Genomic DNA, 25,715 nt, shown 5'->3' with positions numbered 1-25,715 from the left:
ATGAGATCTCTCCTTTCAAGCTTTTATAGTTCACCGAGTACTCGGTGAACTATAAAAGTACTCTTTTGAAGTCTATTGTCTCATGCCTTTTATTGATTTTAAATCCATGAGATTATTGGACGCTTACTTTTAATGGTATCTACTATTTTAAAATTAAAACGCTATAAAAAACAAGAGGAAAGCAAAGTAATTTCTATCTCTAAGGATTTTCTCTTTGTGTGGCCGCACGGTACACTGATATACCCTAGTTATTTTATTGATAAATTTAAAGTGCTCATAAAGCTCCATAATTTCCCTCTGATTCGATTTTATGACTTAAAGCACACTCATGCTACTATGCTATTGCAACAAGGCGTAAATGCGAAAATAGTAGGCGAGAGATTAGGTCATTCTACCATATCAATCACTTTAGATATCTATACCCACGTCTCTGATACAATCCAAAAGGAAGCAATGGAAAAATTGGATTCTTTGTCTAGGTAAGTTGGTTTTAATACAGCCTACTTTAAGTTAATTTAGCACCGTTCGTGCACCAAAGCCCTATAAAATAGCAAAAGAGCCACTTGGAAAAACTCTTCCAAAGTGGCTCAAACTCTGTCATATCAATGGCGGGAATATGTGGGAATCGAACCCACCCAGGACGCTCTTAACGCCCCGCGACTGGTTTTGAAGACCAGGAGGCACACCAGCACCCATCTACTCCCATTAAATGCACATTATCATTATAAAGGATCGTATAGGAAAAATCAATGAATATTAAAATAGTATTTAATCACTTAATCATAATTTTACTCTATAAGACCATATCTAACTTTCTACTTCCTCATAACCCTAATATCCCCTAGCCTTTTTGTTATCTTTTTTTGATCAAAGTTTTCTAAAAGGGCAATGGCATATTTCCTACTGGTACCCGCTAGATCTCTAAAGGTGGCCACATCGATATTTTCATAGTTTTCAAAATGCTTTTTTAGTTGTACAATAATCTGATCATAAATGTCCTTATGAATATATATTTCCTCTGTTACTTTTACTAGAATTTCCCATTCCACCAAAGCCTCAAAAACCTGTTTATATTGCTCAATAGTTTTCCCCTTGTCCTTCCAGATTTCTTCAGGTTTAGGCGGGGTTAATCCATCTTTTTTAAATTTTTCTTTTATTTCTTCTGCAATACTTTTTTGACTGTCTGTTAGACGGATATTAAACTCTTTTAAAGCGATGATACCTTCTTTTATTTTTATTACTTCTTTTTCTTCTAAAAAACCTAATAATTCATCTATAACTTTGGATTTTTGTTCTCCAAAGAATCTGCTTCTGATTTCTTCTTTGAATACACCAGACTTTAAAGGTTGGATGTTATGGAATTCTTGTAGATATTTTCTCATTTTACTACCAAGCTCATGGATAAAGTCAGGATGAAAAATATAGTTCATATTGCCTACAGCAATCTGAATGATTTCATCTTTGCTTGCCAAGCTTGAGATAATCCTTTCTAATTCCTCTGATGGTAAACCAATTCTTTTGATTATCTCCTCTTTTGTTAAAAAATCTTTACTATAGGTCTTTAAAAATTGCTTGAGGATTTCTCCAGACTCTCCCTGTTCCTTTAATTTTAATTCTCCTATGACTTCTTCTTTAAATCTTTTTCTTTTGGGAGGTTGTGTATCCAAGACTATCCCTCCTCCAATGGTGACCATGGGAGAATAAAACCGTAGGATAAAATGATCCAGGGTCTTTGCCGTAATTTGATTTTCTAGACGCAATTGAGCATATCCTTCCTGCCCTGGCATTAGTTCATCTTGCTCCAATAGGACAACCCGGCCAAGTATCTCGCTGGTTCCATGATAAATGCGCACCCGTTCTCTATTTTTAATGGGGAAGGGGGAGTCCGATAATAATCTAAGCTTAACATCTATCATCATAGAAGTATTTAGGCTATCCACCTTTGCCAGCACATCTCCTCGATTGATCTGTTCCTTTTTAAAATTGCTCAAGTTTACTGCTACTCTTTGTCCTGCCTCTGCTTTTTCTACATTTTTATCATGCACTTGCAGGTTTCTTACCTTTGTTTCTTTCTGAGAAGGATAAAGCATAATGCTCTCTCCTTCTTGTAAAGTGCCTTCAATAAGAGTTCCTGTGACCACTGTACCAAAACCCGTTATAGAGAACACCCTATCAATGGGTAGTCTAAAGGGTACTTTTTTATCCCGTTCTTCCACTTGCACAGTAATCTGATCTATATGTTCTATTAACTCATCTATTCCTATTTTTTTTGTAGAGGATATAGGTATGATGGGAGTGTTCTCTAAAAAGGTCCCTTTTACCTGCTCTTTGGTTTCTTCTATGACCATTTCTAGCCATTCTTCATCTACCATATCACTCTTTGTCAGGGCGATAATACCTTTTTTCACTTCTAATAAGGATAGGATATTTAAATGTTCTTGCGTCTGAGGCATGAATCCTTCATCAGCTGCTACCACCAAAACAACAATATCAATGCCCCCTACTCCTGCAAGCATATTTTTAATGAATTTTTCGTGACCAGGCACGTCCACAATTCCTGCTCTTCTTCCACTAGGAAGATCAAAATAAGTAAAACCTAGATCGATTGAAATTCCTCTTTCTTTTTCTTCCTTTAAACGATCCGTTTCCTTACCAGTAATGGCTTTAATTAAAGTTGTCTTGCCGTGATCAATATGCCCTGCTGTACCGATAATTATATTTTGCATGGTTAATCTTCCTTTACCATTTTTATTGATTACTTATTAGATTTAATGCATCTATAATATTCTTGTTATCTCCTTCTAAAAGAGTGCGAACATCTAAGAGTATATTTTCTTTATGTATACGAGTAAAGATTGGCCTTTTAAACCTTCGTAATTTTTCCTCCAATTGATTCACTGTAAATTTTGGGCTTTGCAGTGATACAACATAAGTTGGTAATTGTTCTAAGGGCATAGCCCCACCACCAACTTGGGAAAAAGATTGCTCTACTTTCACGGTGAAGTCCTTTCCCACAGTCCTGATAATTTCTTCTTTAAGAACTTGGGCTTTTTGATATAATTCATCCTTATCTATAGTTAGCATTCGAAGAATAGGTATTCTTTTAATCACATTTTCTTCTTCTTGATAGATTTTTAATGTCGCTTCTAGGGCGGCAAGAGTTAGTTTGTCAATTCTAAAGGCACGATTTAATGGATGTCTTTTCATTTGATCAATGTACTCTTTCTTACCAGCGATGATCCCTGCTTGAGGCCCTCCTAAAAGTTTATCTCCACTAAAGGTCACTACATCTATTCCTGCTGCTATAGTGCTTTGCACGGAAGGTTCATGGGAAAGACCGTAGGAAGCTAAATCTACTAATACACCGCTGCCTACATCCTCTAGGGATGGTAAATGATATTTTTTGCCTAATTTGACCAGTTCCTCTGTGGATACCAATTGGGTAAAACCTAGTATTCTATAATTACTAGTATGTACCTTTAACAAGGCCCCAGTATTTTCTGTAATGGCTTTTTCATAGTCCCGAAGATGGGTTTTATTGGTGGCCCCTACTTCTACTAATGCAGCACCGCTTTGTTCCATAACCTCAGGGATGCGAAAGGAACCTCCAATCTCTACCAGTTCTCCTCTAGATACAATTACCTCTTTATCCTTGGCTAAGGCACTGAGCATTAGGGTGACTGCTGCTGCATTATTATTGACCACCAGTGCACTTTCTGCCCCTGTGAGTTCACAGATTAGAGATTCGATATGGGAATATCTTGAACCTCTTTTCCCTGTATTTACATCCATCTCCAAAGTGGAATATTCACTAGCCACTGCCCAAAGAGCATCTTTTATTTCCTCACTGAGGGGGGACCGACCTAGATTGGTATGGAGCACAACCCCTGTGGCATTTATTACAGAACGTAAGCTCATCGTTCTTTTTTCTATCAATTTCTCATCAATTTTTAATAAAATCTTTTCCATAGATAGATGGTATTGGGAAATTTGTTCATCGGATAAATGTATAATCTCTCTTCTGCTATCCTCTAATACATTCCTTATGCATTCTACTATATTATGATGGGTGGTATTCTCATAATGTTTTTTTATTTGGGGTAGACTGATGATTTCATCTACCGAGGGAATCATTCTAAACAAATCCTTTTTATTGTTCAAAGTTTTATGACCTCCGGAATAATATTCTTCTTTACAAATAGTTATCTGATTCTCATATGCTAATTCATTGAGGCAACTAGCTCATCAAATTATTTTATAATAATCGCTTTTTCTCCTTTAGGCAAAACCCGTCCTATCACAGCAAAGGGAGTTTTTAGGTTATTTTCTAGTTTTTCCAATAATTCAGGTGCCTTTTCTTCCTCTACTGAAATGAGAAGCCCTCCTGAGGTTTGGGGATCAAATAAAATATCTACCATAATATCAGGAATGTCATTTACCCAATGGACTTTGCCATCCAAGTATTTTTTATTGGCATAAGTCCCTGCTGGCACCATACCCATTTCCCCTAACTCGATAGCCTCTTCCATAATAGGCACCTTAGAGCTTTCAATTTCTATAGTCCCACGACTTGCCTCTGCCATCTCATAGCTATGTCCTAATAATCCAAAACCTGTGATATCTGTGCAACCATTAACCCCTATTTCTTGCATGGCATCTCTGGCATCTTTATTTAAATAGGACATAGTATAGATAGCTTTATCTATGGTTTTCTTCGTTACAAAATCTGCCTTAATGGCTGTATTAATAATTCCTAGGCCTATAGGTTTTGTCAAAATCAATAGATCTCCCGGTTTTGCATGGGAATTGGCTCTTACTTCCTGGGGGTGTATTGTTCCTGTTACCGATAGTCCATATTTGGGTTCGTTGTCATCTACTGAATGTCCGCCCACTAGTACAGTACCTGCCTCTAATATCTTATCTGCTCCTCCCCTAAGGACCTCTCCTAAAATTTGTGCTGGAATACAAGTAGGAAAACATACAATATTCATTGCTGTTAAGGGAATGCCTCCCATTGCATATACATCACCTAAAGAATTGGCTGCCGCGATTTGTCCGTAGGAATAGGGGTCATCTACTACTGGTGTGAAAAAGTCCAGGGTTTGAATAATTGCCCTATCTTCGTCTAACTTATAAATGGCTGCATCATCCGCTGTTTCTATTCCTACCAATAGATTGGAATCTTTTTTTACCTTAATATCCTTTAATATATTGGAAAGAGCCCCCGGCTCTATTTTTGCAGCTCAACCAGAACTTCTAGCCATTTGGGTTAATCTATATTGCTTATCCATATTCATTCATCCTTTGCTATTTTTTATATCTTTATCTTTTCTTTAAGTTCATTAAATACTTTTTCCCCAATTCTTTCTACTTCTTTAATTTCTTCAATGCTTTTAAATTCCCCATGGGTTTCACGATATTCAATAATCCTATTGGACAGAGCATCTCCTATCCCTGGTAGAGTTTTCAATTGACTCTGATCAGCGGTATTAATATTGATTTTACCATCATCTTGTTCTTGGGAACTGTTTGTAGATGTGTTATTATCGCTGTCTATTATCTCCTCCCCTATCTTGGGGATATATATTTTTTCTTCATCCCTTAATTTCTGGGATAGATTCACTCTTTCTAAATCTGCTTCCTCTAAGGGTCCCCCAAGCTTATCTAAAGCATCGATAAGTCTTTCTCCCTCTGTAAGAATAGCTACTCCTGGATTTTTAACTTGTCCTACAATATGAACCATGATTTGATGCGATTGTTCTTTTTCTGTAGGCGTAATCTCGGAATTATTCTCTTCAGAACTTAAGATATCTTCATCGGCATCATCTATTATCAACATTGTATCATTGTCTTTATAAAAATAAAACCAAATAGTTCCTACTATAAGGACTCCAATTAAAACTGCAATAAAAATATTTCTTTTGTTTATTATTTTCTCCACTTCCATCCCCCCTATATTTCTTTCTTTAAAAAGTATTTCTTCAATTGCTAATATTTCCCTTCTTTTTTATAGGAAATTAAAACCATAAATTGTATTTTGTATATTTATATATATTTCTTATTTTTACTCCCACAGAAGGATGTTTTTTTGATATACTATAAAAGAATATTTTTTGCTAGGAGGACATTCATGAAATCTAAAATAATATTTTTAACCATATGTTTATTTTTTCTTTTTACAAATACGGCCCTTGCTGCACCCAACATTTCATCACCCTCGGCTATTTTAATCGATAGTAAATCAGGGCAAATATTATATGGTAAGGATATTGATGCAAAGCACTATCCCGCAAGCATCACCAAAGTGATGACGGCTCTCTTGCTTCTAGAGGATGGTGATTTGGATAAAGTGGTCACTATAAAGGATGATGTCCCCAATCTCATTGAAAGAGGGAGTAGCCAAATCTATTTAATTCCCGGTGAAAAGATAACAAGAGAACAATTGTTATATGCCTTACTAATAGATTCTGCAAATGATGCTGCGGTGGCTATAGCTCAAGATGTTTCTGGTTCGGTAGATAAGTTTGCTGATAAAATGAATGAAAAAGCTAAAGGGCTAGGCATGAAAAATACACACTTTGTTAATCCCCATGGTCTGCATGATGAAAATCATTACACCACAGCTAAAGATATGTCCATAGTAGCTAAAGAAGCCATGAAAAATCCTCTTTTTAGAAAAATAGTTACTACTGAGCGCTATATTATTCCTGCTACCAATAAACAGGATACTCGATACCTTTATATAGGGAACCGTCTTATTAGAAATACCACTTATAAAAATTATCACTATGAAGGCGCTACTGGTATTAAAACAGGTTGGACAAGCGAGGCCAATTTTACCCTCATTGGTGGCGCAGAAAAAGATGGTCGTGACTTAATTACTGTAATCATGGATTCCAATGGAGTAGACGTATATATGGACACCCATACTCTTTTAGATTATGGCTTTGAAGGTTTTCAATCCAAAGACGCATTTAAAAAAGGAGAAATCATTAAAGAGATACCCTTTGATAAGACAAAGGAAACTCTTCCTCTAATAGCCGAAAATACCTTTGAATATTCATTTCCCAAGGATACTGTCGGGGACATCACCACTACTTTTGAATTGCCTGAAGATATTGATCTTCCCATTAAAAAAGGTGATATTGTTGGCGATGTGGTGTTAAATTTGGATGGAAAAGAGATTGGAAAAATCAATTTAATTGCAGATAAAAGCATCGAAGCCCCTAATAAATTTCTTTCTATCTTCACAGGTTCAAGTAGCGTACTGAAATGGGCAGGTATTCTGATCTCAGCATTTTTAGTATTTAGGACTTTTATATATATTAGCAAACAAAAAAGGCGACGAAGAAGACGAATGTTTGGAGGAAATATGGGACATAAAATTCATCGTTATTAATGATTTAAACCATAACCTTCTAAAAATAAAAAAGGGCTGTTGCAAAATTAGATTAACTAATTTTGCAACAGCCCTTTTCACTGTCAATCTAAGGCTAAATAATTCTATCTAGCCTTTATTATTTCCCGAAGATTTCTTTTTGTAATCTCTGTCCTGTAGGAGTAGCTGCTAATCCACCAAGGGCTGTTTCCCTTAGTTCACAGGGAAGGGATCTTCCTATTTTATACATGGTGGTTACCACTTCATCAAAGGGGATGATACTTTGGATCCCTGCCAAGGCCATATCTGCTGAAACCAATGCATTAGCAGTACCAAGGGCATTTCTTTTAGAACAAGGAGCTTCTACTAATCCTGCAATAGGATCACATACAAGACCAAGTATGTTTTTCAAGGTCATTGCAGCAGCATGAATAGCTTGCTCCGGACTTCCTCCTGCCATTTCTACAATACCTGCTGCCGCCATTGCCGATGCCGAACCAGTTTCTGCCTGGCATCCCCCTTCTGCTCCTGCTACAGTGGCGTTTTGAGCAATAATATTGCCTATTCCTGCAGCTACAAATAATGCATTAATAATCTCTTCTTCAGTGGCCTTCATATTTTCAGCAGCTGTTAGGAGTGCTCCAGGGATGATGCCACAGGAACCTGCTGTAGGTGCTGCTACAATCTGTCCCATAGCAGCATTTACCTCGGTCACTGCCAAAGCCGCACTAACTGCATCAGCCATTACATTCCCAGAAACAGGTTGATGTTCTTTAAAATATCCCCTCATTTTTTTAGCTTCTCCGCCAATCATACCGCTTACGGATTTTATGTTCTCTTCCAATCCTTTTTTAATAGATTGTCTCATGACGAGAACATTATCTTTCATCTTTGATACTACTTGTTCTCTATCTAAACCCGTCAATTCCATCTCATTCTCTATAATGATTTGAGAGATAGATAGATTTTTTTCATTGCATAATTGTAATAGTTGCTCACCACTATGAAATTCTGCCATTTGCACACACCTCATTTCAACATTTTTATACTGGGTTAATAATTACCGCATTTTTTATATCTGGTATTTGATTAATATTATTTATGATTTCTCCTGGCATGCCTTCGTCTGTTTCTACAATCATAGAAGCTATTTTCCCCTTTGATTGCCTATATACCTTCATAAAAGCAACATTTACTTGATAATCTGCCAAGATAGTAGTGACTCTCGCTATTACTCCAGGTTTATCTATATGCTTGGTGATAAGAGTAGGATATTGTCCAGTAAATTCAATGGATATCCCATTGATTTCAGTAATCATGATATTTCCCCCACCTATGGAAGAGCCGATGATGATGGTCTCTTTGCCCGTTATAGATGTTATGGCCATCTTTACGGTATTGGGATGAGCATCCTCCATATTGATAGGTATAAACTCAAATCCTATTCCTTTTTTATGAGCAATGTCAAAGGAATTTCTTAAATCTGGATCATGGGGATCCATCCCTAGCATACCAGCTACCAAAGCCTTGTCTGTCCCATGACCTTGGTAAGTGGCCGCAAAGGAACCATGCAAATAAAAGGTCACATGTCTAATCTCTTCTGCGGCTATACTGCGTCCAATTTTTCCTAGCCTGGCAGCTCCGGCGGTATGTGAACTGGAAGGACCAACCATGATGGGGCCTAGTATATCAAAGGAACTGTAATTTTTCATTGTTTTCTCTCCATTTCCTCTATCTTTATATCATTAATTTAAAAGTGGTCATAAGATATATAACCACTTTTAATAATCTTATATTCTATTATTCTGGCATAACGGCTATTACTTCTATTTCTACACCTACATCTCTAGGTAATCTAGCTACTTCAACACAGGAACGAGCTGGTTGTTTTTCTGTAAAATACTGAGCATATACCTCATTGATTTTAGCAAAATCATTCATATCTTTGATAAATACTGTTGTTTTTACTACATTGTCTAAGCTTGTACCTGCAGCTTCTAAAATAGCTTTTATGCTATCTAAAGAACGTCTAGCTTGCGCTTGGATATCTCCTTCAATTACCTCTCCTGTTTCGGGAATAAAAGGAACTTGTCCAGATGTAAAAACTAGGTTTCCTAATTTTACTGCTTGTGAATATGGTCCTATAGCAGCTGGTGCCTTTGGTGTACTAATAATTTCTTTTTTCATGTTTTTTCCTCCTTTATTTGTCCTTTGGCTAGATTAAAATACTTGTCTGATCTATACTCACCATAGCCGGTGGTATAGATAACTAATCTATCAGTCCTTTATAATATTATATCCGCTTTTTATTAAAACTTCATGTATTTCTTGGATATGCCCATGATTTTTTGTATCTAATAACATAGTTACTTCCTGAGCACCTATGTTTACATAAGATTTCATTTTTGTTTGATAAATTGAAGATATATTTGCCTTTGTGCTGGCAATAAGCTCTAATAAAGATTGTAAATTACCGGGTTTATCAGGTATAGTCACTTTAATTTCAGTTTTTCTTCCACTCTTTAACAAACCGTTCTCGATAATACTACAAACCATGTTCATATCAATATTTCCCCCTGAGATAACTGCAGCAACCTTTTTATCTACGGAATTGATTTTACCAGAGATAAGAGCTGCAACAGAAGCTGCTCCTGCACCTTCCACAATCAATTTCTCATTTTCCATAAGGGTCAAAATAGCCTTTGCAATATCATCTTCGGATACGGTAATTATTTCATCAACATATTCCTTTACTATAGAATAGGTCAAATCTCCTGGAGTTTTTACGGCTATACCATCGGCAATACTATTGGCCGTATCTAAGGTAGATTTTTGATCTTTTTCTACAGAGGTTTTCATGCTGGCAGCGGTTTCAGGTTCAACACCTATGATCTTCACCTTTGGATTAATAGATTTCGCCGCTACAGCAATGCCTGCGATTAAACCGCCCCCACCGATGGGTACAACGATTACATCCACATCTTCAAGATCTTCCATAATTTCTAAACCAATGGTACCTTGTCCTGCAATAACATAAGGATCATCAAAGGGATGCAAGAATGTTGCCCCTGTTTCTTTTTGGATATTTACAGCCTTTTCATAGGCTTCATCATATACATTACCATGAAGCACAACTTCTGCACCATATCCCTGGGTAGCCATTACTTTAGCCACTGGAGCACCTGCTGGCATAACAATTGTGGATTTGATTCCATAGGCAGTAGCCCCCAATGCAACTCCTTGAGCATGATTCCCTGCTGAAGATGCAATAACTCCATTAGCTTTTTGTTCTTCACTTAGGCTGGCAATTTTGTTATATGCTCCTCTTATTTTAAATGAACCTGTTTTTTGAAGATTTTCACACTTTAAAAATACTCGATTGTTGCTTAGGGAACTAATTTTTTTACTTTCTACCAACTTTGTTGGGAAAATTACATTCTCTAAGGTTCTCTTTGCTCCCTTAATATCTTCTAAAGATATTTTCATTGTTTTATACGCTCCTCTCTTTTTATATAGACCTGCACACAGTTTTAAATATATCATAAATAAAATACATCTTCAATATAGTATGCCTGGTGTCTACATAAAAAAACCAGCTTTATCCCACGATAAAGCTAGTTTAAAACTCAATTTTAACCTTTTATAACAATATTTATTAGTTTTTTCGGAATGGCAATAATCTTTACAATTTCCTTCCCTTCTAAAAACTGCTTGATTTTCTCTCTTTTTAGTACTGCTGCCTCCATATCTTCTTTGGTAGCATCTACTGGAAGAATCATTTTATCTCTAACTTTTCCATTAATTTGCACTACAATTTCTGCTTCTTCTTGTTTTAATGCCTCTAGATCATATTTAGGCCAGGATTGCTCATGCACACTGTCCTTATTTCCTATAATCTTCCACATTTCTTCAGTAATATGAGGTGCAAAGGGGGATAAAAGTATAATAAGATTTTCAATGACTTCTCCTAATAAAGCTGGATTGCTTCCCTTGACTTTATCTTTATAGTGATAGATAGCATTGACTAGCTCCATAATGGCGCTAATGGCCGTATTGAAATTAAATCTTTCTTCAATATCCTCATATACTCTTTTTATAGTATGATGTAGCACAAATCTAAGTTCTTTATCCTCTTTATTTAGATTGTTTTGTTGTACTTTAGAAGATAATTCTAACTCACTCTTTAATTCCTCCACTAATCTCCATATTCTGTTTAAAAAGCGGTAGGATCCCTCTACCCCTTTATCGCTCCATTCTAAATCCCTCTCAGGAGGAGCTGCAAATAGGATAAAGAGCCTTGCTGTATCTGCACCATAATTTTTAATAATCTCTACAGGACTTACTACATTTCCTTTGGATTTAGACATTTTCTCTCCATCCTTTAACACCATTCCTTGGGTTAAAAGATTATGAATAGGTTCATCTTTAGAAATCATGCCTAAATCATACAATATCTTAGCAAAGAATCTTGTATACAACAAATGAAGAATGGCGTGCTCTACTCCTCCAATATATTGGTCTACCCCTAACCAATAATCCACCTTTTCCTTATCAAAGGGTAGTTCATCATTATGAGGATCACAATATCTCAAATAATACCAGGAAGAATCTACGAAGGTATCCATTGTATCGGTTTCCCTTCTAGCTTTTTCCCCACATTTAGGACAAGATGTATATAAAAATTCTTCATTGTCTAATAAGGGAGAACGGCCATCATTTTTAAACTCTACTTTTGTAGGAAGTTCTATAGGCAAATCTTTCACTGGCACGGGAACAACGCCACAATGATCACAGTAAACAACAGGTATAGGTGTTCCCCAATATCTTTGTCTTGAAATCAGCCAATCTCTTAATCTGTAGTTGATGGTACTTTTTCCTGCTCCCTTTACTTCTAATTCCTTGACGATCTCACCAAAGGCATCCCTATTTGCCATTGTATCAAATCTTCCTGAGTTTACCATGATGCCGTCTTCAACATAGGCTTCATCCATAATCTCTATAGAAAGATCCTTATCCTGGGGTTTAATAACAATATTTATAGGCAAATCATATTTTTTAGCAAATTCAAAATCTCTTTGATCATGGGCAGGCACTCCCATAACCGCTCCTGTACCATAATCCATTAACACATAATTGGCAATTAAAATAGGAATTTTTTCATTGTTCATAGGATTAATCGCATAGGCACCAATGGGCATTCCCACTTTTTCTGTTTCTGTAGAGGTTCTATCAATTTCACTAAGGCTTTGTACACTTTTAATGAATTTTTTTACTTCTTCCTCTTTGGGTGTATTCTTAATTAATTTCTCTACTAAGGGATGCTCTGGAGCAAATACCAAATAGGATACGCCGAAGATGGTATCTGGTCTTGTGGTAAATACATTGATTTCATCCTCAGTATTCTCCATTTTAAAACTAATTTCTGCTCCTTCACTTTTCCCAATCCAGTTCTTTTGCATCAATCTTACTTTTTCAGGCCATCCCTCTAGTTTATCCAAATCCTCCAATAGTCTTTCTGCGTAATCTGTAATCTTAAAAAACCATTGGCTTAATTTTTTCTTTTCCACAGAACTATCACAGCGCTCACAGGAACCATCTACTACTTGCTCATTGGCCAATACTGTGGCACATGAGGGGCACCAGTTTACTGCTGCCTCTTTTTTATAAGCCAATCCCTTTTCAAACATTTTTAAAAACAGCCATTGGTTCCATTTATAGTACTCTGGACTGCAGGTGGCTATTTCCCTATCCCAATCATAGCTAATCCCTAATTCTTTTAATTGGTCTTCCATATGTTTGATATTATCCCATGTCCATATATTGGGATGAATTTGATTTTTAATGGCAGCATTTTCTGCTGGTAATCCAAAGGAATCCCATCCCATGGGATGAAGTACATTGTATCCATTCATTTTTTTAAATCGGGCCACTACATCCCCAATAGAATAGTTTCTCACATGACCCATGTGAAGTTTACCTGATGGATAGGGGAACATCTCTAAACAATAATATTTTGGGTCATTGTTTTGCTCTACTTTAAAAGCTTTATCTTCTTCCCACTTTTTTTGCCATTTCTTTTCAATGGTGTGAAAATGATAAGTCATTTTTCTTCCTCCTCTTTTATTAACTATAATTTACAAATATAAAAAACCCCTCATTCCCTGATAGGGACGAGAGGTTTGCTCGCGGTACCACCCTAATTAACTGCATAGAGCAGTTCAACTTATCTTGTCTAACGGCATTAACCGGTATATCTTTTCATTTGGCAAGTTCAACAGTATCCTTTGTCAGTTTCCACCACCCCTGACTCTCTATAAAATTCTAACTGTCTACTACTCCAAGGATATACTTTTTATAAACTTATTTTTATTATAGAATAAGGGGATAAAGCTGTCAACTAATCCCTTTTTAAATTTATATTTTTGGCATCTTGCCATAGTCTTTCTAGTTTGTAAAAATCCCTTTCTTCCTCATGAAATACATGAACAATAACCTCATTAAAATCCAATAAAATCCATCTTCCCTCTCTATAGCCTTCTTTTCTCAATAGGGAAAACTCCTCAAATTTCTCTGCCTTTTCTTCGATATGGTCGGCTATGGCCTGTACTTGAGTGGTTGATGTCCCGCTGGCCAAAACGAAATAATCTGCTATTGTTGAAAGATTTTCTATATTTAAAACGTCTATATCTTTACCTTTTTTTTCATCTATCCATTCTGCTATCTTTTGAGCCATTTCCTTTGCTTGATTAGACATTCTTTGCCTCCTTATTTTTTCTTTTATTGATTAGTATATGTATTTTTCAGTAAATCATTTCTTGCTTTAATACTATTTAAATGGATGAATCCATTCTTTTTTATAACGAATTGTATAGTATTATTCAGGGATTGTAAAAGGGCTTTATCTAAATCCTGAAAGGCTAAATTTCTTAATTCTTCCACTCCGGGGTAATTTCTACTTGGTTCTATATAATCGGCTATATATATTATTTTTTCTAATTTTGTCATTCCTACCCTGCCTGTGGTATGAAATTCTATTGCATCTAATATCTCCGAATCTTCTATGCCCAACTTATCTCGAGCAATAATTCTGCCTACTGGGCCATGGAGAAGTTCCTTTTGGTGGTAAGATACCTCATCTATTTTCACATCATTTTCTCTAGCTTTGGACAACAATTCCTCTGTTCCCATTGTTTTAGCACAATCATGTAGCAGAGCCGCTGTCCTTGCCTTATCTATGTCCCCCCCATAGGCTTTTGCTAATTGTTCTGCCGTATCCACTACTCCCAAAGTATGTGTATATCTATAGGGGGTTAGCCTTTGTTTCATCTCTTTTTTTAAATCTTCATAAGACAGCATATTTATCCTTTCAAATCCTTATATAATTTATTTTCTATGATATATTGTTCTACAGTTTCCGGCAAGAGATATTTAACACTTTTTCCTTGATTTATTCTTTTTCTTAAATTTGTAGAGGAAATATCTAAATCAGGAATATCCATTTTAAAAATTCTATGTCCAAATAATTCATGGATTTCTTCTATTCTTTGATTAAACTTTTCTACATCGTATCCTTCCCGGGTAGCTGCAATAAAGTAACAGGATTTTATCAATTCCTCATAATCCTTCCATGTATAAAAATCTAATACTGAATCAGCCCCTGTAATGAAATACAAAAAAGTATCCTTCCCATATTCTTTTCTGAGATCTTTTATCGTATCTATAGTATAGGATGGACCTAACCGATTCATTTCCATAGAGGATACTTTAAAATTAGGATTTGTATTGGTGGCTAAGGTAGTCATCCTATACCTATGTTTGCCCATCAGGACTTCTTTGTGTAACTTATGGGGTGGGGTGCCAGCAGGGACGAATAATACCTTGTCTAAGGAAAATTCCTCTTTGGCCCACTGGGCAATCACCAAATGTCCATAATGAATAGGGTCAAAGGTACCTCCTAAAATACCTATTTTTTCTGGCTTTTCTTTGTTTTCTTTCAAATATGCCATATTCCCACTCCTCATTTTTTCATTTCCTTAGTAAGAGCTATCTAGGTAGCACAATTTGAGGAGTTTCCCGGGAAGGTTTGTATAATACAAATTTATTCCCTATAACCTGTACTACCTCTGCATGAACTTTATCTGCTAATTCCTGTCCTACTTCCTTGGGATCTAATAAACTATTATTCAAAACACTGATTTTCACTAATTCTCTTGCTTCTAGTGCATCCCATACTTGTTTAGCTAAATTATCATTGAGTCCTTCTTTTCCTATTTGGAAAATGGCGGTTATTTTATTGGCCAATCCTCTTAAATAACTTCTCTGTTTACTCGTTAACATCATTACCCTCCTTATTAATGAAAGAATTCAAATTCAATATCTAATATGGCTACAATATCCCCATCTTGAATGCCCATTTTCTCTAATTCCTCAATAATTCCCATTTTCCTGAGCATTCTCTGGAAATATCTAATGGAATCTATATCTTCAAAATTTACAGAATGAATCAATCTTTCCATATCTGGTCCTTCTACCATGTATTGATTATTTTCTTTACGCACAGTAAAATTCTTTTCTCCTTGTTGGGCAACCAAAGAGTCCTCTATTTCTTCCTCCTCAAAAATAGAAGGCACTTCCCCTATTTCATCTAATAATTCTATCACCCGGTCTAGTAATTTATCAATATCCTTCTTGGTTGCTGCTGAAATCAAGTATACTTCAAATCCTTTTTCCTCTAATTGTCTCTTTATTCCCCAAGTCTCTTCTTGCTCTTCCTCTGGGATTAAATCTATTTTGTTTAAAGCCACAATCTGTCTTCTTTGAGCTAATTTTTCATTGTATTTTATGAGCTCTCCATTGATGGTGTCAAAATCTTCAATGGGATCACGCCCCTCTATACCCGAAGCATCTAATACGTGTATTAGTAGCTTTGTTCTTTCTACATGGCGTAAAAATTGATGACCTAATCCTGTACCTTGGTGGGCACCCTCTATAATTCCCGGTATATCTGCCATGACAAAACTATTGCCACCCTTCCATTGTACAACACCGAGATTGGGGGTCAAAGTAGTAAAATGGTAATCTGCAATTTTAGGTCTAGCTTTTGTCACAGCGGCTAAAAAGGTGGATTTCCCTACATTGGGAAAACCCAATAGTCCCACATCTGCCAAAAGTTTTAGTTCTAATACTACACTTCTTTCTTGACCAACTACCCCACCTTCAGCAAATCTAGGGGCTTGTCTAGTGGAGGTAGCAAAATGCTGATTCCCTCTTCCGCCTTTCCCTCCCTTAGCAATGACCTTTTCTTCTCCAGTCTCTACTAGATCTGCTATAATACGACCACTTTCTTTATCCTTTACCAAAGTACCAGGAGGCACTTTAATAATTAAATCCTTACCATCTTTACCACTCATTTTGCTATTTCCACCATTTTCACCATTTTGGGCCACATGTTTTCTTTTGTATCGAAAGTCCATGAGGGTACGAAGACCAGAATCTACTACAAAGATTACATCCCCGCCTCTACCACCGTCTCCTCCGGCAGGTCCTCCATCAGGTACATACTTTTCCCGTCTAAAGGCAACTGCTCCATGTCCACCATTTCCTGCCTTTAAATACACTTCTACTTTATCAATAAACATTTTATCACCTGTATTCTTCTTCCGACATTTTAATGATAGGGAATCATCATTCCTTATCTACTATAATTTTTACCTGATTTACTTCTTTTATTCTATATTACCCTACTTCATCTCGCATTGAACAATTGTTTTATGTAAAAGGTCAAATATCAATAAAAAGCCACTTCAGGTGATCTGAAGTGGCCTAAATATCTTACATAACGGCTTCTTTAGGATATACACTTACTTGTTTTTTGTCCTTGCCTTTTCTTTCAAACTTAACAACGCCATCAACAGTTGCAAATAGAGTATCGTCTTTACCTCTACCTACATTTTCACCAGGATGGATTTTTGTACCTCTTTGTCTTACAAGAATGTTACCGGATAAAACAAATTGTCCATCAGCTCTTTTTACACCAAGTCTTTTGGACTCACTATCTCTACCGTTTCTAGAACTACCTACCCCTTTTTTTGTGGCAAATAGTTGAAGGTTCATCTTAATCATGGTTTCACCTCCTAAATTTCTACTCTTTTTAATTGTACGTACTCTTTATATTCATTTACAATATTTTGAAATGCTAAATCCATTGTTTTTAATATAGCTTGGGACTGAATCATTTGCCTATCATTTATCTTTTTAGGGATTTTACAATGTACATAGCCTTCCTCTAGCTTGAAGTCTAGAGGTAAACCCACATACTCTGTAAGACCATTTAAAGTGGCAATTGTTAGTGCCGATACCGCAGCACATACAATATCCCAGCCGTATTCACCACTGCCTGCGTGACCCTCAATTAGAAATTTTTCTATTTGTAGGTCTCGATTTTCCCAAAGAGTTATGGAGATCATGGATCTTACGCCTCAATCTTTTCAATCATAACTTTTGTATAAGGTTGTCTGTGGCCTTGTTTTCTTCTGTAATCTTTTTTCGCTTTGTATTTGAATACAATGATTTTTTTCGCCTTTCCTTGCTCAACGACTTTGCCTACAACTTTAGCGCCTTCTACTACAGGAGCTCCTACTGTAAGTTTACCTTCGTTGGAAACAGCTAAAACTTCATTGAATTCAACTTGTTCTTCGGCTTGTCCTTCTACTTTTTCAACAAAGATAACGTCGCCTTCTTGAACTCGATATTGTTTTCCACCTGTTTTAATAACTGCGTACATCACTACACCTCCTCTAACCAGTCTCGCCAAATGCTAGGTACCTAATAAGGATTTAATAACCTGATCTGAGCGGCTACCTACATTCCAATATTTTAACAAAGGAACGGAAAATTGTCAATATATTGTTTTTTTCAATTGTTTCTAGGCTTCTAATATGCAAATATATTTTTTCACTTGTTCTACATATTTTTCTACTATATTCATCAACATATGAGAATTTCCATCTCTTATTATATCCTGTCTATGGAAATTCAATGGGTGTTGCATTTTTTTCTAATTCTATCATATAAATACCTTCTGCAATTTCAAATTCTCTTTTCTTTTGATAACCATTTTCTTTATATAAATGAATAGCAGGTAAGTTCTTCTTTCCCGTACATACCACTGCTCTGTCCACATTTCTCTCTAAATCTTCTATAAAATGAATAAGTTTATTTGCAATTCCTCTTCTAAAATATAGGGGATCCACCGCTACCCTGTGAATATCCAAAACATTTTCTACAATTTTATAAGAAACCATTCCCGCTAAAATATCCTGTATATAATAACCATAAAAGATTTCGCCACAGGCCTTTAAACTTTCCACCGTATCTTTCAAAGGAGGAATTTCATAAAATCCTATAAGCTCAGCTTCAACTTTATAGGCACTCTTTTGTAATTCTAGTATCTTCTTTGTCGTTTTATGGTCTTCTAAATCCAACCTTTCAATCATCTCCATAATCCTTTCCTTTGGGTAATATTCTATAAGTATAGTGCAATAAAAAAGGTTGATAAATTCCCATAATATTCTCCTTTACAATATGAATTCCATTGGGGTATATAAGATTCCATGAAAATCTTGTTGTACGTCCGAATCTTTAAATCCCATTGCATGATAAAAAGGGACTGCATAGGGGGAAGCATTTAACCTTATCTTTTCAACTTGTCTTTTTCTTAGTTCTATAATACTATGATGAAATAGCATTTTTCCAATACCTTTTCTATGATATTCTTTATCTACAAAAAAACATGATATTCTACCATTTATACTTATAGACACTACGCCAACAAGTTTTTCCTTCAAATTAGTTTAATCACTCAAGAATCCCTTTGTTTTAGCTCTTGAAGTGTCAATAAAGAAGTGAATCATTTTCTCCTTTTTGTCTCTAACTTTTTCTGCATTTCCTCGCATCTCTTCATCCATAACTCATCATATGCACTTTTATCAATGATTTTCTTTTCTAAATGAGAAATATTTATGATCCCCTCTTGAGAATACACCAATCCACACAAACTTGATACAATTCCCAATCAAGATCATCCTCATCCCAATATGCATGGATATATTCCATACTATATTAGACAGATTAGACAGCGGAAAATGAGCATTGTAATGATAGAATTTCTAGTAAAAAATTAAATTTATTGAATTGGTATACCTATTTTTTTATCCAATCTCCACTTTGGAGGCGTACCATCATCTCCCCAATATTCATCAAGAGTCTTAATTTTTCCATCTATCAACTCAAAAAATGAAGTTACATGAACAGAAATATCGCTTTCTTTTGACCAAATATGAGCAACTGTAATAATCTTATTTCCAATATATTCGATTCGTTGAACTTCACCATTCCAACTCTCTGGATAGTCACAATTAGCTCTTAAAAATTCTTCAACATTAAATTGCTCATTTGTGTTATGCCAACGAATACAGGCATCTTCAGAAAAATAGTTTTTTAATTTTTCTTCATTTTGTGTTGCAACGTAACTCCAATATTCAAATATAAATTCATTGATATCCATTGCCTTTCTACTTTTCATATAAGTTCCTCGCTTCCTGTTTTATTCAATTATAGATTAACATAATTACCCTAAAAATAGACACCTTAATTTTCAAAGTGTCTATTTTTTACATATGGAATCTTTCAATGAAAGTATCTACTATTCTTCATTTTTTAGGCTATTTCGTCATATGAAAGTTCATTCAAAAGTAGTAAATTAGTAGTTAAATTGTATTCCATTATTTTATTGTTAATTGATTATATTTTCTAGTTTTTCTAACGCTTCCTTTAACATAGATCTTGGGCAGGCTATATTTATTCTCATAAATCCTCTGCCTACTTCTCCAAACCAATACCCACTATCTAAAGCAAGACCTGCCTCATTGATAAACAAGTCATCAATACTCTCTTTGTCAAGTCCTAAGCCTCTACAATCCAACCACATTAGATAGGTTCCTTCAAGTTTAAAAGGCGTAATACCTTTTATATTTTTGCTGATATAATCATAGACAAATTCCATATTGCCCTTTAGAAAATCCAAAAGTTCATCCACCCATTTCGCTCCATTTTCATAGGCAACTTGGGTAACTTCTCTACTAAATACATTCGAACGATTTAAATCAAGCAATCCCAGTTCATTTCTATAGATATCCATTTTTTCTTGATCATATATTATACAGAATGCACTGTGCAATCCTGCTATATTAAAGGTTTTACTTGGTGCAGTACAAATAATTGAATTCATCTTAAATTCTTCTGAAATACTAGCAAAAGGGATATGCTTGTTAGGTTTATACACTAAGTCGTAGTGTATTTCATCTGCAATCACAAACACATTATTTTCTATGCATATTTTTCCTAGTTCTTCTAATTCTTCTCTAGTCCATACCCGACCTACAGGATTATGAGGGCTGCAAAGAATCAACATTTTACAAGCTGGATCCTTAGCCTTGTTCTTTAAATCTTCAAAATCCATAATATATTTCCCATTATCTAAGATTAGATTATTTTCTACTACAATCCTATTATTCCCTTCAATAACATTAAAAAAAGGATAGTATACGGGAGGTTGAATAATAATTTTATCTCCTTCATTGGTAAATTTTCTAACCATCATGTTTAGTAAAAATACTACACCTGGTGCATATTCTATATTTTCTCTTTTTGCCTTTAGGTTATGTCTATTATCTAGCCAATTGATTATGGCTTCATAATATTCTGGCATTCTTTTTGTATAACCAAAAACTCCGTGTTCTGCTCTTTTATTAATGCTTGATATAATAAAATCTGGAGACTTAATATCCATGTCAGCAACCCAAAAAGGTATCAATTCCTTTTTCCCAAATTTTAGATCCATTTCTTCATATTTTACTGAGCTAGTGCCTTTTCTATTTATGACTTCATTAAAGTTATGCATAGTATCTCCCTTCTATAAATTATCCTATATTATAGAACCATTAAGATTGTTCTTGTATAAACTCACTATTTTCAATCCACTCTTTTCCATCCACCGTTCTACTTACCATCATCCCTACAACAACATCACCTGTTGAATTTATCATTGTAGCAATAGCGTCTGTAAGAAGTCCTATGGTTACTATCACTGGAATAACCTCCGGATTAAACCCATAAAATCCTACTATAATTAAAGAGCCTAACATTCCACCACTAGGTATTCCACTCATAACAACTCCACTCATAACGGATATAAGGATAGCAGTAGTCCAGACTCCTATTCCTGTAAAATCTAATCCAAAAATCCCAAATAAAAATGCTATTTTCATTAGGGTTGTAAGGGCCGTTCCATCCATATGGATTGTAGCTCCTAAAGGTAGAATAATATTGCTGATATCTTCCTTAACTCCCATTCTTTTACTGGCAGCTAAGTTTGTTGGCAATGTCGCTATAGAACTTTGCGTTGCTAAGGATGTAACCACTGATGGAAAAATATTTTTATAAAACACCTTTATTCCTGTAATTCCCCCTGCAAAATATGCATATCCAGTAAATGCTATTAAGAAGTATACGATACAGATTGGATAGAACATTAAAACAGCTTTGCTATATGCACCTAAAAGTTCTGTTCCAAACTCTCCGACTAAGGCTGCAAAATATGCACCTAATCCTATAGGAGCATAAAGCATAATAAGATTAATCATTTTCATAAAGGCCTGGGACATAATATCTAGAAAATCGATAGCAACATTGCTTTCATTATCCTTACTTACAAATCTAATACAATATCCCAAAGTAATTGCAAATATGATCAGGGGTAATAATGCACCTTTAGATAAAATTTCATTAAAATCCCCCACGGTTAATGCCTCAACAATCTGATCTAGTACATTTAATTGTTCTGGTTTCTCATATTCACCAAAAGAAATATCTACTCCACTTGCTGGTGGTATAATTGTTACAATAGTTATAATGACTATTGATGCTATAATTCCTGTTATAATAAAAATTAAAATTGTATGTTTAAGAATTTTTCCCAGTCTTTTCATATTTGACATTTTTGCAACGGAACTTGCTAAGCTAAAAAATACCAAGGGTACAACTGCCGTAAACATCAAGTTTAAAAATATTTGCCCAAAGGGTTTTAAAACAACTGCTTTTTCTTTGAATATTAGACCAACAATACTTCCTGTTACAATCCCAGCAATCAAAAATATTAGTAGCTTATAGTTTTGAAAAACGCTTCTTTTCTTGCCTTGCTCAGTTGACATAGATTCCCCTCCTATTTGTTCATAATACTCCCCATATTTTCAATAATAAAATTTATTAAATTGATAAGTCCTCCTTTCTATACAACTTAGTAAAAGCAATAAGTGTGCCAAAACATAAAATTCAAAATAAACTACTGTACTTATTTACTCTCAAAGATAAAAAGGACGATTTTTCAATATATTCCACTTTATACAACTTAAATATTACTTGTTTCCAAAGTCAATAATCTATATATTAATACTTAGAAACTTCCATTCCTTAAAAAAACAGGGTTATCTGGTTTATAAACAAACCTATATACCCTGTTTCCTATGCCATTCTAAAAGTTCTATACCTTTTTTACTTATTGTACTTCCTCCTCTGCCCACAGATACATCCACTAATTGTAATTCAGAAAGTCTTTTTAAAATACTTTTTACATCATATTCTGATAAGTGATAATTGTTTTTATAAGCTCTTTCACTAATAGACTTTCTACCAAGTTTTACTCTTTCCAAAAATGCCTCATATAAAATCTTTAGTATAACCATATATCTTTCGTCATCAAAACCTATATTCTTTATAGCTTTCTCTGAACTGTCTCTCTCCATTTGCTTTATGTTATTTTTTATATGGTGAGGTAGATCTTTTATTTTTATTATAGGTTCTCCAAGATTATCAAGATATTCAATACAATTTATTAACTCTCTTATATTCCCATCCCAATTATAACTTTTCAAAAATTCCATAGTCCTTTTATCAATAGAAAAGTTCAATTTTTTCTTTTTGATAAAATAATTAAACAATAAATCTATATCTTCTTTCCTCTCTCTAAGAGGAGGAATATTTATTGGTAATACATTAAGTCTATAATAGAGATCCTTTCTAAATAGCCCTTTTTTTACTTGCTGGGCCAAATCCAAATTACTAGCCGCAATGATGCGTAAATTCACTTTTATAACCTCACTGCCCCCTACTCTCATTATTTCCCTTTCTTGGATTACCCTTAAAAGTTTGGCTTGCAATTCTATAGGCATCTCACCTATTTCATCTAGAAATAATGTGCCGTTATTAGCCATTTCAAAAATCCCTTTTTTCCCTGTTTTTACTGCTCCAGTAAAAGCCCCCGCATCATAACCAAAGAGCTCACTTTCTAATAGAGAAGGATTAAAGGCTGCACAATTAATAGCAACAAAGTGTTTGTTTTTATTTTTAGATAGATTATGAATAGCTTGGGCCACAAGTTCTTTCCCTGTCCCACTTTCTCCAGTTATCAAAACTGAAGACTCCGCCTTTGCCATCTTTTTTATTAATTCTCTAACTTCTTTGGTTTCCTTGCTCTCTCCAATTATATGATTAATGCTATATTTAGCAATATGTCCTTTATTCATCAATTGAAGTCTTAATTTATTTTGTGTATCTTCTTTAGATTGAAAATCCTCAATAATTGCATAGGCTCCATTAAACTTCTTATTCTTCCCCTCTATCTCATGGATAGAAAGAGTAATGTACTCATCGTTTATTTTAATTAAATTATTCTTTATCTTACTATTATAAAAATCTACTTCTGGCAAAATATCTTTAGCGTTCTTTCCAATCATATCTGATTGGTTGATATTCACTATTTTCTCTGCACTTCCGTTGCAAGATTGAATTATATAATCTTTGTTAACATATATAACCCCTTTATCCATAAGGCTTAACAATGTATCAAATTGATATGTCAAAATATTAGATTTACTCAAAAGATATTCTATGCCTATATTGTAAGAAACGATAGTATCAAAGTAATCTGTTACACTTTTATTCGTGAGACAATCCTCTAAACCAAGACTAACAAGCAATTCTATTATTGTACTTTCATCAATGAATCTATGCCCTAAATTATATACTCTCTTAATCTCTTTAGGAACATAACGCATTTCCCCCGTAGTAATAGCTACCTCCAAATCTGGAACTTTTTCCATGTTTGGATAAACCGGTACAAATTCAAAATTATCAAAACCTAATTGATATAACAATCCAATAGTTTCTATAGACATTTCAAGACTCAAGTTAACTAGCATTGCATTTTGGATTCCCTTTAAGGACTTCAAGGTATCATATCCTTTTTTAGAAAGAGTCAGCTTTGCAATAACAATATTAAAGTTCTTATTAATATATTTTTTCAATATCTCATATTGAGAATAAGTACTTATCAAAATAACATCTATTTCTTTTATAAGTTTTATGTTCTTACCATCATCAAGATCATTATTTTCAAAGGAAAAAGGTAAAATCTCAACCTTATCACCCAAAACATTGGATAATTGTTTTTTATATGCATGTCCTACATCAGCACTTAAAGTAACTATACCTAACCGTTTTTTCATCAATATCACCTTGATTAAAAAGTATTTGCTATATAATACTATATCTTTGTTCCCTATATCTAACAAGACTTTTATTTACTCTAAATCATGTTATTTCTATTTTACGTAATTTCGTTATTGTATAATTTAGAAAAATGTAGACCAAAACTATTTTACAGAATATCTCATTACATAAAATTCACCAAAGCCAATATATGTTTCTTGCTGTGTTGTTTCAATAATTTCAAATCCTTGAGATTTATAACAATTTACAGCCCTTTCATTCCATATTCTCACCTCTAATACAATAGGTTTATTAGGAAATCTTTTCTCACTTTCAATAAGAGCCATCCTGGTTATTATTTTCCCTATGCCTTTATCTCAATAATTAGGTTTGATGCCAATTCCAAAGAATACTTTTTCTCCTTTATCTAATAAGTTTACAAATCCCACTAATTCTTTATTCTCATTTATACAACTTATATATCTTTCTCTTTTTATATTATCACATAAAGAATAATTTTCTGGATCATCTTATTCCAACTAGAAAGATTATAAATTGAATATTCTCCAGTGTATCTCCAATCTGAAATCTCCTTAGCTTGTTCTTCGTAAGCGTCCAATAATCTCATGGATTTAAAATCAATAAAAGGCATGAGACAATAGACTTCAAAAGAGTACTTTTATAGTTCACCGAGTACTCGGTGAACTATAAAAGCTTGAAAGGAGAGATCTCA

Annotated in this window: 27 protein-coding genes, 1 tRNA gene and 1 other annotated feature; of the genes, 2 read left to right on the top strand and 26 right to left on the bottom strand. The window is 34.6% G+C overall.

Features of this window, described 5'->3' with window-relative positions; genetic code table 11:
• Positions 1–132 precede the first annotated feature (132 nt).
• A complete protein-coding gene (locus tag NSA47_RS14880) occupies positions 133–483 on the top strand; it encodes a tyrosine-type recombinase/integrase (protein WP_257533410.1) in 351 nt (116 codons plus the stop codon).
• A gap of 123 nt (positions 484–606) precedes the next feature.
• Here NSA47_RS14880 and NSA47_RS14875 read toward each other — a convergent pair.
• The 5 genes from NSA47_RS14875 to NSA47_RS14855 all read right to left on the bottom strand — a co-directional run bounded on the left by NSA47_RS14875 (position 607) and on the right by NSA47_RS14855 (position 5,941).
• A tRNA-Sec gene (locus NSA47_RS14875) sits at positions 607–704 on the bottom strand.
• A gap of 111 nt (positions 705–815) precedes the next feature.
• A complete protein-coding gene (selB, locus tag NSA47_RS14870; RefSeq protein ID WP_257533407.1) occupies positions 816–2,726 on the bottom strand; it encodes a selenocysteine-specific translation elongation factor in 1,911 nt (636 codons plus the stop codon).
• A 22-nt stretch (positions 2,727–2,748) separates the two neighbouring features.
• Positions 2,749–4,134, bottom strand: coding sequence for an L-seryl-tRNA(Sec) selenium transferase (gene selA, locus NSA47_RS14865; RefSeq protein ID WP_257533414.1), 1,386 nt, complete (start codon positions 4,132–4,134; stop codon positions 2,749–2,751).
• A gap of 116 nt (positions 4,135–4,250) precedes the next feature.
• Complete coding sequence (gene selD, locus NSA47_RS14860) at positions 4,251–5,291, bottom strand: selenide, water dikinase SelD (protein ID WP_257533405.1); 1,041 nt, start codon at positions 5,289–5,291, stop codon at positions 4,251–4,253.
• 23 nt (positions 5,292–5,314) lie between these two features.
• Positions 5,315–5,941, bottom strand: a complete 627-nt coding sequence (locus NSA47_RS14855; RefSeq protein ID WP_257533403.1) for a helix-hairpin-helix domain-containing protein — start codon at positions 5,939–5,941, stop codon at positions 5,315–5,317.
• A 189-nt stretch (positions 5,942–6,130) separates the two neighbouring features.
• Here NSA47_RS14855 and NSA47_RS14850 point away from each other — a divergent pair, with 189 nt between their 5' ends.
• Complete coding sequence (locus tag NSA47_RS14850; protein WP_257533401.1) at positions 6,131–7,399, top strand: D-alanyl-D-alanine carboxypeptidase family protein; 1,269 nt, start codon at positions 6,131–6,133, stop codon at positions 7,397–7,399.
• Between the two features lie 118 nt (positions 7,400–7,517).
• Here NSA47_RS14850 and sdaAA read toward each other — a convergent pair whose 3' ends face one another.
• The 21 genes from sdaAA to NSA47_RS14745 form a co-directional block, all read right to left on the bottom strand.
• Positions 7,518–8,396, bottom strand: a complete 879-nt coding sequence (gene sdaAA, locus NSA47_RS14845; protein ID WP_257533399.1) for an L-serine ammonia-lyase, iron-sulfur-dependent, subunit alpha — start codon at positions 8,394–8,396, stop codon at positions 7,518–7,520.
• Positions 8,397–8,421: 25 nt separating this feature from the next.
• The gene (gene sdaAB / locus NSA47_RS14840) at positions 8,422–9,090 is read right to left on the bottom strand and encodes an L-serine ammonia-lyase, iron-sulfur-dependent subunit beta (RefSeq protein WP_257533397.1); all 669 of its coding nucleotides are present in this window, start codon (positions 9,088–9,090) and stop codon (positions 8,422–8,424) included.
• Between the two features lie 88 nt (positions 9,091–9,178).
• The gene (locus tag NSA47_RS14835; RefSeq protein WP_257533395.1) at positions 9,179–9,565 is read right to left on the bottom strand and encodes a RidA family protein; all 387 of its coding nucleotides are present in this window, start codon (positions 9,563–9,565) and stop codon (positions 9,179–9,181) included.
• Positions 9,566–9,655: 90 nt separating this feature from the next.
• Positions 9,656–10,864, bottom strand: coding sequence for a threonine ammonia-lyase (gene ilvA / locus NSA47_RS14830; protein WP_257533393.1), 1,209 nt, complete (start codon positions 10,862–10,864; stop codon positions 9,656–9,658).
• A gap of 146 nt (positions 10,865–11,010) precedes the next feature.
• Positions 11,011–13,482, bottom strand: a complete 2,472-nt coding sequence (gene leuS / locus NSA47_RS14825) for a leucine--tRNA ligase (RefSeq protein ID WP_257533391.1) — start codon at positions 13,480–13,482, stop codon at positions 11,011–11,013.
• Between the two features lie 59 nt (positions 13,483–13,541).
• Positions 13,542–13,731: a binding site (T-box leader), on the bottom strand.
• A gap of 44 nt (positions 13,732–13,775) precedes the next feature.
• Positions 13,776–14,132, bottom strand: a complete 357-nt coding sequence (gene rsfS, locus NSA47_RS14820) for a ribosome silencing factor (protein ID WP_257533389.1) — start codon at positions 14,130–14,132, stop codon at positions 13,776–13,778.
• Between the two features lie 23 nt (positions 14,133–14,155).
• Entirely contained in the window at positions 14,156–14,704 is a 549-nt protein-coding gene (gene yqeK, locus NSA47_RS14815) for a bis(5'-nucleosyl)-tetraphosphatase (symmetrical) YqeK (protein ID WP_306811200.1), read from the bottom strand.
• A gap of 32 nt (positions 14,705–14,736) precedes the next feature.
• Positions 14,737–15,384 carry a nicotinate-nucleotide adenylyltransferase gene (gene nadD / locus NSA47_RS14810; RefSeq protein WP_257533385.1) on the bottom strand — a complete coding sequence of 216 codons (648 nt, stop codon included), beginning with the start codon at positions 15,382–15,384 and terminating at the stop codon, positions 14,737–14,739.
• 37 nt (positions 15,385–15,421) lie between these two features.
• Complete coding sequence (gene yhbY, locus NSA47_RS14805; RefSeq protein ID WP_257533382.1) at positions 15,422–15,715, bottom strand: ribosome assembly RNA-binding protein YhbY; 294 nt, start codon at positions 15,713–15,715, stop codon at positions 15,422–15,424.
• Between the two features lie 14 nt (positions 15,716–15,729).
• Complete coding sequence (gene obgE, locus NSA47_RS14800) at positions 15,730–17,016, bottom strand: GTPase ObgE (RefSeq protein WP_257533380.1); 1,287 nt, start codon at positions 17,014–17,016, stop codon at positions 15,730–15,732.
• 193 nt (positions 17,017–17,209) lie between these two features.
• Complete coding sequence (gene rpmA / locus NSA47_RS14795; protein WP_257533378.1) at positions 17,210–17,500, bottom strand: 50S ribosomal protein L27; 291 nt, start codon at positions 17,498–17,500, stop codon at positions 17,210–17,212.
• An 11-nt stretch (positions 17,501–17,511) separates the two neighbouring features.
• Complete coding sequence (locus tag NSA47_RS14790; protein WP_257533376.1) at positions 17,512–17,844, bottom strand: ribosomal-processing cysteine protease Prp; 333 nt, start codon at positions 17,842–17,844, stop codon at positions 17,512–17,514.
• A 5-nt stretch (positions 17,845–17,849) separates the two neighbouring features.
• Positions 17,850–18,161, bottom strand: coding sequence for a 50S ribosomal protein L21 (gene rplU / locus NSA47_RS14785; RefSeq protein ID WP_257533374.1), 312 nt, complete (start codon positions 18,159–18,161; stop codon positions 17,850–17,852).
• A 241-nt stretch (positions 18,162–18,402) separates the two neighbouring features.
• A complete protein-coding gene (locus tag NSA47_RS14780; RefSeq protein WP_257533372.1) occupies positions 18,403–18,873 on the bottom strand; it encodes a GNAT family N-acetyltransferase in 471 nt (156 codons plus the stop codon).
• A gap of 81 nt (positions 18,874–18,954) precedes the next feature.
• A complete protein-coding gene (locus tag NSA47_RS14775) occupies positions 18,955–19,224 on the bottom strand; it encodes a GNAT family N-acetyltransferase (protein ID WP_257533369.1) in 270 nt (89 codons plus the stop codon).
• Between the two features lie 62 nt (positions 19,225–19,286).
• Positions 19,287–19,451 carry a hypothetical protein gene (locus tag NSA47_RS14770; RefSeq protein ID WP_257533367.1) on the bottom strand — a complete coding sequence of 55 codons (165 nt, stop codon included), beginning with the start codon at positions 19,449–19,451 and terminating at the stop codon, positions 19,287–19,289.
• A 111-nt stretch (positions 19,452–19,562) separates the two neighbouring features.
• Entirely contained in the window at positions 19,563–19,961 is a 399-nt protein-coding gene (locus NSA47_RS14765; protein ID WP_373370338.1) for a nuclear transport factor 2 family protein, read from the bottom strand.
• 210 nt (positions 19,962–20,171) lie between these two features.
• On the bottom strand, positions 20,172–21,338 hold the full coding sequence (locus NSA47_RS14760) for a MalY/PatB family protein (RefSeq protein WP_257533365.1): 1,167 nt from the start codon (positions 21,336–21,338) through the stop codon (positions 20,172–20,174).
• Between the two features lie 40 nt (positions 21,339–21,378).
• Positions 21,379–22,647 (bottom strand): dicarboxylate/amino acid:cation symporter, encoded by a 1,269-nt coding sequence (locus NSA47_RS14755; RefSeq protein ID WP_257533363.1) that lies wholly within the window; start codon positions 22,645–22,647, stop codon positions 21,379–21,381.
• Positions 22,648–22,941: 294 nt separating this feature from the next.
• Positions 22,942–24,999 (bottom strand): sigma-54 interaction domain-containing protein, encoded by a 2,058-nt coding sequence (locus NSA47_RS14750; protein ID WP_257533360.1) that lies wholly within the window; start codon positions 24,997–24,999, stop codon positions 22,942–22,944.
• Between the two features lie 147 nt (positions 25,000–25,146).
• Positions 25,147–25,329 (bottom strand): N-acetyltransferase, encoded by a 183-nt coding sequence (locus NSA47_RS14745; RefSeq protein ID WP_257533358.1) that lies wholly within the window; start codon positions 25,327–25,329, stop codon positions 25,147–25,149.
• Positions 25,330–25,715: the final 386 nt, after the last annotated feature.

This window comes from Irregularibacter muris, assembly GCF_024622505.1.
GTDB classification, from domain to species: domain Bacteria; phylum Bacillota; class Clostridia; order Eubacteriales; family Garciellaceae; genus Irregularibacter; species Irregularibacter muris.
The sequence above is the reverse complement of the archived record's forward strand: the minus strand, read 5'-3'. Positions and strand labels throughout refer to the sequence as shown.

Bases quoted from the DNA above. Each gene is read 5' to 3' on its own strand.
- NSA47_RS14880 (WP_257533410.1), top strand. From the start codon at position 133: ATGGTATCTACTATTTTAAAATTAAAACGCTATAAAAAACAAGAGGAA.
- selB (WP_257533407.1), bottom strand. From the start codon at position 2,726: ATGCAAAATATAATTATCGGTACAGCAGGGCATATTGATCACGGCAAG.
- selA (WP_257533414.1), bottom strand. From the start codon at position 4,134: ATGATTCCCTCGGTAGATGAAATCATCAGTCTACCCCAAATAAAAAAA.
- NSA47_RS14850 (WP_257533401.1), top strand. From the start codon at position 6,131: ATGAAATCTAAAATAATATTTTTAACCATATGTTTATTTTTTCTTTTT.
- sdaAA (WP_257533399.1), bottom strand. From the start codon at position 8,396: ATGGCAGAATTTCATAGTGGTGAGCAACTATTACAATTATGCAATGAA.
- sdaAB (WP_257533397.1), bottom strand. From the start codon at position 9,090: ATGAAAAATTACAGTTCCTTTGATATACTAGGCCCCATCATGGTTGGT.
- NSA47_RS14835 (WP_257533395.1), bottom strand. From the start codon at position 9,565: ATGAAAAAAGAAATTATTAGTACACCAAAGGCACCAGCTGCTATAGGA.
- ilvA (WP_257533393.1), bottom strand. From the start codon at position 10,864: ATGAAAATATCTTTAGAAGATATTAAGGGAGCAAAGAGAACCTTAGAG.
- leuS (WP_257533391.1), bottom strand. From the start codon at position 13,482: ATGACTTATCATTTTCACACCATTGAAAAGAAATGGCAAAAAAAGTGG.
- rsfS (WP_257533389.1), bottom strand. From the start codon at position 14,132: ATGTCTAATCAAGCAAAGGAAATGGCTCAAAAGATAGCAGAATGGATA.
- yqeK (WP_306811200.1), bottom strand. From the start codon at position 14,704: ATGAAACAAAGGCTAACCCCCTATAGATATACACATACTTTGGGAGTA.
- nadD (WP_257533385.1), bottom strand. From the start codon at position 15,384: ATGGCATATTTGAAAGAAAACAAAGAAAAGCCAGAAAAAATAGGTATT.
- yhbY (WP_257533382.1), bottom strand. From the start codon at position 15,715: ATGTTAACGAGTAAACAGAGAAGTTATTTAAGAGGATTGGCCAATAAA.
- obgE (WP_257533380.1), bottom strand. From the start codon at position 17,016: ATGTTTATTGATAAAGTAGAAGTGTATTTAAAGGCAGGAAATGGTGGA.
- rpmA (WP_257533378.1), bottom strand. From the start codon at position 17,500: ATGATTAAGATGAACCTTCAACTATTTGCCACAAAAAAAGGGGTAGGT.
- NSA47_RS14790 (WP_257533376.1), bottom strand. From the start codon at position 17,844: ATGATCTCCATAACTCTTTGGGAAAATCGAGACCTACAAATAGAAAAA.
- rplU (WP_257533374.1), bottom strand. From the start codon at position 18,161: ATGTACGCAGTTATTAAAACAGGTGGAAAACAATATCGAGTTCAAGAA.
- NSA47_RS14780 (WP_257533372.1), bottom strand. From the start codon at position 18,873: ATGATTGAAAGGTTGGATTTAGAAGACCATAAAACGACAAAGAAGATA.
- NSA47_RS14765 (WP_373370338.1), bottom strand. From the start codon at position 19,961: ATGAAAAGTAGAAAGGCAATGGATATCAATGAATTTATATTTGAATAT.
- NSA47_RS14760 (WP_257533365.1), bottom strand. From the start codon at position 21,338: ATGCATAACTTTAATGAAGTCATAAATAGAAAAGGCACTAGCTCAGTA.
- NSA47_RS14755 (WP_257533363.1), bottom strand. From the start codon at position 22,647: ATGTCAACTGAGCAAGGCAAGAAAAGAAGCGTTTTTCAAAACTATAAG.
- NSA47_RS14750 (WP_257533360.1), bottom strand. From the start codon at position 24,999: ATGAAAAAACGGTTAGGTATAGTTACTTTAAGTGCTGATGTAGGACAT.
- NSA47_RS14745 (WP_257533358.1), bottom strand. From the start codon at position 25,329: ATGGCTCTTATTGAAAGTGAGAAAAGATTTCCTAATAAACCTATTGTA.